This window comes from Acinetobacter sp. UBA2063 (genome assembly GCF_002333245.1).
GTDB lineage: Bacteria > Pseudomonadota > Gammaproteobacteria > Pseudomonadales > Moraxellaceae > Acinetobacter > Acinetobacter parvus.
The window spans coordinates 1-10,258 of the sequence record NZ_DDAH01000062.1 but is presented as its reverse complement, the minus strand read 5'-3'; the positions used below and the strand labels follow the sequence as shown (position 1 = coordinate 10,258).

10 protein-coding genes are annotated in these 10,258 nt (G+C 43.1%); 6 read left to right on the top strand and 4 right to left on the bottom strand.

Features of this window, described 5'->3' with window-relative positions; genetic code table 11:
- A partial coding sequence (rplT, locus tag B4H32_RS03045; protein WP_286799789.1) for a 50S ribosomal protein L20 occupies positions 1-220 on the top strand: 220 nt, incomplete at its 5' end.
- 51 nt (positions 221-271) lie between these two features.
- On the opposite strand, the gene B4H32_RS03040 is transcribed toward rplT, so the two are convergent.
- On the bottom strand, positions 272-1,270 hold the full coding sequence (locus B4H32_RS03040) for a hypothetical protein (protein ID WP_004683038.1): 999 nt from the start codon (positions 1,268-1,270) through the stop codon (positions 272-274).
- Positions 1,271-1,501: 231 nt separating this feature from the next.
- Between B4H32_RS03040 and pheS the strand changes: the two genes are divergently transcribed.
- From pheS to B4H32_RS03025, 3 genes are read left to right on the top strand one after another with little or no spacing between them, the layout of a single operon-like run.
- Positions 1,502-2,482 (top strand): phenylalanine--tRNA ligase subunit alpha, encoded by a 981-nt coding sequence (pheS, locus tag B4H32_RS03035; RefSeq protein ID WP_286799782.1) that lies wholly within the window; start codon positions 1,502-1,504, stop codon positions 2,480-2,482.
- Positions 2,483-2,515: 33 nt separating this feature from the next.
- Positions 2,516-4,897: a phenylalanine--tRNA ligase subunit beta gene (pheT, locus tag B4H32_RS03030; RefSeq protein WP_286799780.1), complete on the top strand. Its 2,382-nt coding sequence runs from the start codon at positions 2,516-2,518 to the stop codon at positions 4,895-4,897.
- Positions 4,894-5,190: an integration host factor subunit alpha gene (locus tag B4H32_RS03025; RefSeq protein WP_004664224.1), complete on the top strand. Its 297-nt coding sequence runs from the start codon at positions 4,894-4,896 to the stop codon at positions 5,188-5,190. The genes pheT and B4H32_RS03025 overlap by 4 nt, the downstream gene beginning before the upstream one ends.
- A gap of 103 nt (positions 5,191-5,293) precedes the next feature.
- Here B4H32_RS03025 and B4H32_RS03020 read toward each other — a convergent pair whose 3' ends face one another.
- From B4H32_RS03020 to trxA, 3 genes are all read right to left on the bottom strand, one after another.
- Positions 5,294-5,566: a hypothetical protein gene (locus B4H32_RS03020; protein ID WP_004683035.1), complete on the bottom strand. Its 273-nt coding sequence runs from the start codon at positions 5,564-5,566 to the stop codon at positions 5,294-5,296.
- Positions 5,567-5,961: 395 nt separating this feature from the next.
- The gene (rho, locus tag B4H32_RS03015; protein WP_004675700.1) at positions 5,962-7,230 is read right to left on the bottom strand and encodes a transcription termination factor Rho; all 1,269 of its coding nucleotides are present in this window, start codon (positions 7,228-7,230) and stop codon (positions 5,962-5,964) included.
- A gap of 329 nt (positions 7,231-7,559) precedes the next feature.
- The gene (gene trxA / locus B4H32_RS03010; protein WP_004675702.1) at positions 7,560-7,886 is read right to left on the bottom strand and encodes a thioredoxin; all 327 of its coding nucleotides are present in this window, start codon (positions 7,884-7,886) and stop codon (positions 7,560-7,562) included.
- Positions 7,887-8,159: 273 nt separating this feature from the next.
- Here trxA and ppx point away from each other — a divergent pair, with 273 nt between their 5' ends.
- Both ppx and B4H32_RS03000 read left to right on the top strand, forming a co-directional pair.
- Positions 8,160-9,680, top strand: coding sequence for an exopolyphosphatase (gene ppx, locus B4H32_RS03005; RefSeq protein WP_004675705.1), 1,521 nt, complete (start codon positions 8,160-8,162; stop codon positions 9,678-9,680).
- A gap of 28 nt (positions 9,681-9,708) precedes the next feature.
- The coding region (locus B4H32_RS03000) for a carboxyl transferase domain-containing protein (RefSeq protein WP_286799769.1) at positions 9,709-10,258 on the top strand (550 nt) is incomplete at its 3' end.

Genomic DNA, 10,258 nt, shown 5'->3' with positions numbered 1-10,258 from the left:
CCGTGACCGCCGTCAAAAGAAACGTCAATTCCGTGCTTTATGGATTGCGCGTATCAATGCTGGTGCTCGTCTTAACGGTTTGTCTTACAGCCGTATGATCGATGGTTTGAAAAAAGCTCAAGTGATCATCGACCGTCGCGTATTAGCTGACATCGCTATGCATGATGCGGTTGCATTTGCTGCTTTGGCTGAAAAAGCCAAAGGTGCATTAGCTGCATAAGCTTAGAGATTCAAAGAAGACCGCTTTTTAGCGGTCTTTTTTATGGGGAATTTACAGCCCAAAATAATACGCACAGATACAGATAATCACCGTGAGAATAATCAATTTAATCACACCAGATGTTCCAACCTTATGCTGGTGAGCCTGATTAAAATGCTGTGATGTTTCCATAGTTCTGTCGATGATTTCAGGTTCAGCAGTGATCTGTGCAGTTTGGTAATGGTTAGCTGTTTTGACAATCAGCTTGGCAAATAAGTCATCGGTTTTCTGGGCAAAGTTGCGTAAATTGATCTGCTCCTCAGGGTCAATCAGCTCACCTGAATCATGATAGGGATGGCGTCTTTTTTCTTCCAGATAGTCGGCTAAGGCCTGAGTGCGATGTAATAAACAATGGGCACAATCCGCTGGATAATCTGTTGGAATCAATGCAAGCTGCTGGCTTGAAAGATGGGTGGGATCAACCTTATAGCCATAAAATGGAAAGTCTTGCTGTTCTGGTTCAGGGAAATGCGGGGCATATTTACTGTCAAAAAGCTCACGTTCCAGAAAAACTACGACATTATTCCAGTTTACATTTTGTAAATCAGCATTTATTTTTTTGACAAGTTTGTCATTCAGTTCATAACCCCAAAAGGTTTGCTGTCCCAGTGTGATTTTCTGTGAAACAGGCACTTCAAACGCATTGTCACTGTTATACCATTCAGCCAGTTCCTGTCCACAAATCCATGCAGTTTTTTTATTGGCTTGATGGCTAACCATAAAGTGTGCAAAGGGAAGTAGCTCAACATTCGGGTTTGGGTTTTGCTCTTCATTCAATAAAGTGGATAAGTGTAGACTGAGTTTGGTAACGCCCTGTTTTTTCAGTCCCTCCAGCCAAATCTGGAAGTGCTGTGCCAGTAAACGTTGTGATAACAGGTCACGGAAAGTCAGGCACTGGTGATCAAAAATAGGATGTTCGACCCAACGGCTAAAATTGAGATTTCCTGCAAGAAATTCATTGCCATAAGTCACTAGGGTAAGCTGTTGTTTCCAGATTTGATCAAGCGCCATCGTTATTCTTTCTCATTGACGATATCGGTATCTTATACATTTTATTCAATTGTTGAGTAGTTTTTCAGAAATTTTAGTTGATCTGCTTAGGTATCTTGTTGTTTTATTTTTGCGTCTATATTTTCAAAAGTACGCTATTTAAACCGCTGTTTATTTTCATCAAACTGGTAAAAAGCTGATAGACTATAGCGTTTTATTATATTTCTATATTTTGTTGCTTTGAGAGTTACTATGTCACTGGAAGCCCTGACCACTGAAGCGCTTGCTGCCATTGCAGCGGCTCAAGACCTTGCTGCACTCGATCAAGTTCGTGTGCAATTTACAGGGAAGAAAAGCCAGCTCGCAGAACAGTCGAAAGCACTTGGAAAAATGGATCCTGAAGAGCGAAAAGTACAAGGTGCTGCGATTCATGCTGTGCGTGAAGCGATCAATGTAGCTTTGACTGAGCGTCAACAGACATTACAACAAGCTGAACTTGCAAAAAAATTAGCAAGTGAAACCATTGATATTACTTTACCGGGCCGCGGGCAGCGCATGGGAAGTATTCATCCTGTTACTCAAGTACAAGAGCGTATTTGCCAGTTCTTTACCAAGGCGGGTTTCCAGATCGCTTATGGTCCTGAAGTTGAAGATGATTATCATAACTTTGAAGCCTTAAATATTCCAGGACATCACCCAGCCCGTGCGATGCATGACACTTTCTATTTTGACGCAACCCATTTGCTTCGTACCCATACTTCGGGCGTGCAAATTCGAACTATGGAAAACAGTCAGCCGCCAATTCGTATCGTGTGTCCTGGTCGTGTGTATCGTTGTGACTCAGATCAAACCCATTCGCCAATGTTCCATCAGATCGAAGGTCTGTACGTTGCTGAAAATACCAGCTTTGCTGAGTTAAAAGGTTTATTGATTAACCTACTCAATGAGTTCTTTGAAAAAGATTTAAAAGTACGTTTCCGTCCATCTTACTTTCCATTTACAGAGCCAAGTGCAGAAGTGGATATTATGGATGAACGTGGCCGTTGGTTAGAAGTTTTAGGCTGTGGCATGGTGCATCCAAATGTATTGCGTGCCGCAGGAATTGATCCTGATAAATACAAAGGCTTTGCCTTTGGTCTGGGGGTAGAACGTTTTGCAATGTTGCGTTATGGCATCAATGATTTGCGTATGTTCTACCAAAATGACGTGCGTTTCTTACGCCAATTTGCCTAAACAGTTTTTCAGGATTAAAGAAGGTTTATACAAATGAAAATTAGTGAAAATTGGTTGCGCAGCTGGGTGAATCCAGCCATTGATAGCGATACATTGTCTGATCAATTGACCATGTTAGGTTTGGAAGTCGATGAGTTAGCGCCTGTTGCAAAACCGTTTACTGGTGTGGTTGTTGGTGAAGTCCTTACGGTTGAACAGCATCCAGATGCAGACCGTTTACGTGTCACAACAGTGAACATTGGTTCAGGTGAACCATTGCAGATTGTCTGTGGTGCGCCAAATGTCCGTGTGGGCATGAAAGCACCTGTTGCAACGATCGGTGCAGTATTACCAGGCGATTTCAAAATTAAAAAAGGCAAGCTGCGTGGTGTTGAATCACAAGGGATGCTCTGTGGTGCTTCTGAAATTGATTTAGAAGACAAAATTGATGGTTTGTTGGAGTTACCTGCTGATGCACCAGTGGGAATCAATATTCGTGAATATTTAAAACTTGATGACAATGTGATTGACATCAGTATCACGCCAAACCGTGGTGACTGCTTTAGTATTCGTGGGATTGCCCGTGAAATCGCAGTCATTAACCAGCTTGAAGTGAATGAGCCGAAGATTCAGGCAATTGCAGCAAATATTTCTGATGAGAAAGTGGTCAACATCAGCACAGAAGGTACGCCACGTTATTTAGGTCGTATCATTAAAAATGTCAATGTTAAGGCGGCTACACCTGATTGGATGGAGCAGGCACTGGCACGTTCAGGCATCCGTACCCATAGTATTTTAGTGGATATTACCAACTATGTATTACTTGAGTTGGGCCAGCCGATGCATGCTTTTGATTTGGCCAAAATCGAAGGTTCAATTCAAGTGCGCCAAGCGCAGCCACAAGAAAAACTGACCTTGCTCAATGATCAAGAAGTTGAATTGCAAGATGACATCATGGTCATTGCCGATGATCAGAAAGCATTGGCAATTGCAGGCATTATGGGTGGTTTGGATTCATCGGTGACTGATGATACACAAGATATTTTCCTTGAGAGTGCGTTCTTTGCACCTTTAGCCATTGCTGGTCGCGCTCGTCGTTTTGGTTTGCATACTGACTCATCGCAACGTTATGAACGCGGTGTTGATTTTGAGTTGCCGATGATCGCAATGCACCGTGCCTCTGAACTGATTCAAGCATTTGCTGGCGGTGATTTTGGTCCAATTACAGTGGCTGAACAAACGAGCTTATTGCCAAAACGTGAAGCAATTGTATTGAAACAGGCACAGGTTGATCAGTTACTTGGATATCAAGTGGCGGGTGATTTTATTGCCGATGCGTTAGCACGGTTGGGCTGTGTGGTGGAAACCAAAGCACAAGGTGAGTGGAGCGTAGTTCCACCATCACATCGCTATGATATGGCTATTTATCAGGACCTGATTGAAGAGGTTGCACGTATCCACGGCTATGACAATATTCAAATCAGTTTGCCAAAAATTGATGTGACATTGGAGAAATATCAAGATCGTTTTGAAATCGCTCAATTACGTCAAACTATTGCAGCATTGGGTTACCAAGAAGCGATTAGTTTTAGCTTTGCCGATGCAAAACTTGAGAAGCAATTAAATCCAAACGTACAGCCATTGATGCTTGCCAACCCAATTTCAAGTGACTTGGCTGCAATGCGTAGTACTTTGTTATCCAGCCTGATTCCTTGTGTCCAGTACAATTTAAACCGTCAGCAGCAGCGTGTCCGTTTCTTTGAACTGGGCTTACGTTTTGATTATCAAAATGCACAAAGTATTCATGACCTGAAACAGGTTCCGACTCTGGCCGTGATTGCTGTGGGGTCGCGTACACCTGAATCCTGGCATGCAAAGCCACAGGCAATGGATTTCTTCGATTTCAAGGGAGAGGTGGAAGAAATTCTGGCTGCTGGACGTGTAAAGGCGGAGTTTGTCCGTACTGAACGTGCATGGTTACATCCTGGGCAGTCTGCTGAAATTATGGTAAATGGACAGTCGATTGGTTATTTAGGCCGTTTGCACCCCTCACTAGAAAATGAGCTGGATTTAAGCACAACATGGGTGGCAGAACTAGATCAGCAGGCGGTTTTGCAATCTTATGTATCTAATTTTACAGAATTATCACGTTTTCCATCGGTTAGACGTGATATTGCGCTTTTAATCTCTGATAATATTGAGGTTAGAGATATTCAGCGGTTAATTGAGCAAACAGGTGGGGATCTACTCGACTCAACATGGTTGTTCGATGTGTATACGGGGCAAGGGGTTGAACAAGGCAAACGTTCTCTGGCATTTGCATTGTTGTGGCAACATCCAGCGCGTACGCTTGAAGATGCTGAAATTAAATCTGGTATGGATAATATTATTCAAGTGTTGGAAGACACTTACCAAGCGACATTGAGGGCCTCATGACAGCATTAACAAAAGCAGAGATGGCGGACCATTTAAGTGAGCTTACGAGTTTAAATCGCCGTGAAGCAAAACAGATGGTCGAGTTATTTTTTGACGAAATCAGCCAGGCATTGATTGCGGGTGAGCAAGTCAAACTTTCAGGTTTCGGTAATTTTGAGTTGCGTGACAAGCGCGAACGTCCTGGACGTAATCCAAAAACAGGTGAGGAAATTCCGATTTCTGCCCGTCGAGTGGTTACGTTTAGGGCGGGCCAGAAATTTAGACAGCGTGTTGGAAATGAGCAGATCGATTGATCTGCTTTTTTATGTTCTTATTTTTAATTTTTGAACTTAATAAAAATGAGGCATAAAAAAAGAGAACCAAACGGTTCTCTTTTTTGAATAATCTAAAAGTAGATTATTGTGCAGCAGAAGCTTCAGTAACAACAACGTCAGAAGCAACAACAGTTGCATCAGCAGCAGCGTTAGTCGCTTCAGCAGCAGCGTCAGTCGCTTCAGCAGCAGCGTCAGTTGCTTCAGTAGCAGCGTCAGTTGCTTCAGTAGCAGCTTCTACAGCTTCAGAAGCAGCAGCAGTAGCGTCAGCAGCAGGAGCTTCTTCTTTCTTAGAGCAACCAACGAAAGCTAAAGTAGTGGCAATAGCAGCAGCAACAGCAAATTTCTTGAATAACATGGCATCACTCTCATAAAATTGTGAGATTAAAAAAAACCTGGGTTAGTCTGTATGTGCTTTTATTATTCCTAAACGCTTTAGGTAACAACGCAGGGAGCAGCCTAACTGGTCTGCTGCTATCCTATCAAAGCAAATCATGAATTACTACAGCCCTGTCCAACAAAACGACAAAAAATGACAAAAATTGGCTAATTTTTGATAGAAAATAACTATGGAAAAGTAATTTTAAATCGGATATTTGTTGTTTTAGGTCTTTAAATTTTATTCATTGTTTTAAAAAACAATAAGTTAAATTTTATGTGGGATTTTTAAATAATGTGTAAATAATATGTAACGGTGTCAACCGAATTAAAAAAGCCACCATAAAAGGTGGCTTTTTTAATGAGGTACCGTGGTTAGTTTGCCGCTTTACGCTTCATCTGGTCGAAGAAATCATCATTGGTCTTGGTTTCTTTCATACGATCCAGTAAGAATTCCATTGCCGCCAGCTCATCCATAGGATGGAGGAGTTTGCGCAGAATCCAGACCTTGCGTAGATTATCTTCATCCATGAGGCGTTCTTCACGGCGGGTGCCTGATTTCTTGATGTTCATGGCAGGGAACACGCGTTTCTCGGCAATACGGCGATCCAGTGTAATTTCCTGGTTGCCTGTACCCTTAAACTCTTCATAGATGACATCATCCATTTTACTGCCTGTTTCAATCAGGGCAGTTGAGATGATGGTCAATGAGCCACCTTCTTCAATATTACGTGCCGCACCAAAGAAACGTTTCGGACGTTCAAGGGCATGGGCATCCACACCACCTGTAAGTACCTTGCCTGATGATGGAATCACGGTGTTGTAGGCACGTGCAAGACGGGTAATGGAGTCAAGCAGAATCACAACATCTTTCTTGTGCTCAACCAGACGTTTGGCTTTCTCAATCACCATTTCAGCAACCTGAACGTGGCGGGCAGGCGCTTCATCAAAGGTTGATGCAACCACTTCACCACGAACAGTACGTTCCATCTCAGTAACTTCTTCAGGACGTTCGTCAATTAAAAGTACAATCAAAAATACTTCAGGGTTGTTGCGTACAATCGACTGGGCGATATTTTGCAACAACATGGTTTTACCCGCTTTCGGTGGTGCCACAATAATTGAACGCTGACCTTTACCAATCGGTGCAACCAGATCAACCACACGTGCGGTTAGGTCTTCAGTTGTGCCATTGCCAAGTTCCATCACTAGCTGTTCAGTTGGGAACAATGGCGTCAGGTTTTCAAATAAAATTTTATTACGTGAGTTTTCAGGCGTGTCATAGTTGATTTGATTCACTTTTAACAGTGCAAAATAACGCTCACCCTCTTTTGGTGGACGAATTGTACCTGTAATGGTGTCACCTGTACGCAGGTTGAAACGGCGAATCTGGGATGGGCTGACATAAATGTCATCTGGTCCTGCCAAATATGAACCAGCAGCCGATCGTAGGAAACCAAAACCATCAGAGAGAATTTCGAGAACACCATCACCAAAGATTTCTTCGCCATTCATGGCATGGCGCTTTAAAATGGCAAAAATAATATCTTGTTTACGGTTACGTGCCATGCCTTCAAGGCCCATAAAATCCGCAATCTTAATGAGTTCGCCAATGGGTTTTTTCTTGAGTTCAGTTAAGTTCATAAGTGGTCAGACAGAATGGAATAAGTGGAGGATAATGTTGGGAAAAGAATAAAAAATCGACCGCATACATAGACGCTGATGTAATTGTAGATACACAACCACGATTCAGTAGCTTAGTTCATTGTTTCAGAGAGAAATGTGAAAACAATTGTTTATTGCCGAGCGGCGATCTTATGTTTTGTGTCTTGTAAGAAGCGTAATGAAGTAGATACCATTCAGGGCTTCTTGATCCAGTAATATAAGGGAAATCAGGGAATTTGTCAATTTTTACGAAGAAATACACTATCTGTAATAGTGTATTTCTTTTAATTGGCAGCTACATCCAGCAATTAGATGTTCTGGTCAATAAATGCCGCAAGTTTTGAACGCGGCGCTGCACCCACCTGTTGTGCCACAACTTCACCATTTTTAAACATCAATAATGCTGGAATGTTACGGATGTTGTATTTCACGGCAGTGTCTTCACATGCAGTCACGTCAACCTTAACGATTTTCACCTTGCCTGCATATTCATTTGACAAGTCTTCAAGTACAGGTGCAATGGCTTTACAAGGCGCACACCAGCCAGCCCAAAAGTCAACAAGTACAGGAGTTTCAGCATCTAAAACATCTGCTTGGAAGTTTTCATCAGTTGTATTAACAATAGTCGCAGACATGAGGTTGCTCCAAATTTAAGGAATAAAGTGCGAATTTGATCATCATCACGATGAATATTACATTGCTACTTTACTCAATGTAAGGGTTTGTTCTGATTATTCAAGTTTGAAAATAAAAAGTCTAATGGATGCTCACGATGTTGACCATCGACTTATACAATCATTTACTTGATAAAAGTGAAGATACGCGAATTTTATTGCTGAAAATGACTTTAAAATTATTGGCGTGTGAATTACTCTAATGCCTGAATGGTGTATGGGTTTATATAAATAATGTCTGATTTTCTGATTGATGAAGAATTACTTGCCGCGATTGACATGGGTTCAAATAGTTTCCATTTGGCAATCGCTCGTGTTGATCACGGTGAAGTGAAAAAAGTTGCTTCAATGTCAGAAAAAGTACAGTTGGCAGCGGGACTGGACGAAAACAAGAATTTAACCGAGGCTGCACAACAGCGGGGACTAGCCTGTTTGGCACGTTTTGTGGGTCGTTTAAGTTCTGTGCCACCCAACCGTTTAAGAATTGTGGCGACCAATGCGCTGAGACAGGCAAAAAATGGCCATGAGTTTATCCAGAAAGCTGCGGAAATCTTGCCAAAACCCATTGAAATCATTGCAGGCCGTGAAGAGGCCCGCCTGATTTATCTTGGTGTCTCACATACCATGGCCAATGGCGGACGACGTTTGGTGGTCGATATTGGTGGTGGTTCAACCGAATTTATTATTGGTGAGGAGTTCGAGCCACTACACACTGAATCTTTGCAAATGGGCTGTGTGGCTTATAGTAAGGCATATTTCCCTGATGGTGAGATTTCCACCAAGGCCTTTGACAAGGCGGTAGTTGCGGCACGCAAGGAAATGTCTGCGATAGCCAATACTTATAAGAATGAAGGCTGGGATACGGTTGTTGGTTCGAGTGGAACCATCAAGGCATGCCGTCAGATTGCAGTCAATTTGGGGCTGAGTGATGAACAGGAAAACCTAACACATGAAGGGCTGTCTAAGCTAAAGGATCGCCTGCTTAAATTTAAGCATGTTTCTGAAATTGATTTTGAAGGACTGCGTGAAGACCGCCGAGCAGTTTTGCCAGCAGGTATGGCAATTTTGTATGCAATTTTTGACGTTTTGAATATTGATAAGTTGGCATATTCAGATGGTGCATTGCGTGAAGGCGTGATGTATGACCTGTTGGGCCGTTTCAAGCATGAAGACATTCGTGACCGCAGTGTACAGGCCTTGATGGGGCGCTATAACGCAGATCCAAAGCAGGCTGAACGTGTGGTGAATACTGCCCAGCAATTGTTTGATGGTGTGGCTGGAGCGTTGCATTTAACCACAGAAGACAGTGACTTACTGCGTCGTGCCGCCTATTTACATGAAATTGGTTTGGCGATTAGCCATGGTGGCTATCATCGTCATGGTGCCTATTTGTTGCAGCATTCAGATATTCCAGGCTTCTCACAGATTGATCAAAACCATCTTTCACATCTGGTTTCGCACCATCGGCGTAAACTGCGTGCCGATGCCAAGAATGATGTGTTAAAGGTGGGCGGCAGTCATTTACTTTATCTTTGCCTGTTGCTTCGCCTCGCAGTTTTGCTGAACCATAGTCGCAGTGATCAGATGCTTCCTGCCATTGAACTGAGTGTGGTAAATGATCAACAATGGCAACTCAGCGTTTCTGGCGATGCTAAACAATGGCCTTTACTGGTTGCAGACCTGCATGATGAGCAGGTGCAATTCAAGCATTGGGACATTGAGTTAAATATTCAGTCAGACAAATTTATTGATTAACCATATTGTTATGGATCATTTTTGATTTATGAAAAATAAAGCGACTCAGTCCAAGGCGTGGGCTACGGTTCAAATTGCACGACATCCTGAGCGTCCGCAATTTCTCGATTATGTCAGTGAAATCTTTACTGAGTTTGATGCACTGCATGGCGACCGTTTATATGGTGACGATGGTGCCATGATTGGTGGCTTGGCACGTTTTGACGGACAGCCTGTCATGGTGGTGGGGCAGCATCGTGGTCGTGGCACCCGTGAAAAGCTACAGCACAACTTTGGGATGTGTAACCCTGAAGGCTATCGTAAGTCACAACGTTTACTGGACATGGCTGAACGTTTTAATCTTCCAGTATTCACTTTTGTTGATACCATGGGTGCCTATCCAGGGGTGGGTGCGGAAGAACGAGGTCAGGCGGAGGCAATTGCCACCAGTCTGGCACAACTTTCCAGCTTGAAAGTACCTGTGATTGCTACTGTGCTTGGTGAAGGCGGTTCTGGTGGTGCGCTGGGTATCGGGGTGGCGGACCGCGTGATTATGCTCTCACACAGTATTTACTCGGTGATCTCACCTGAAGGCTGTG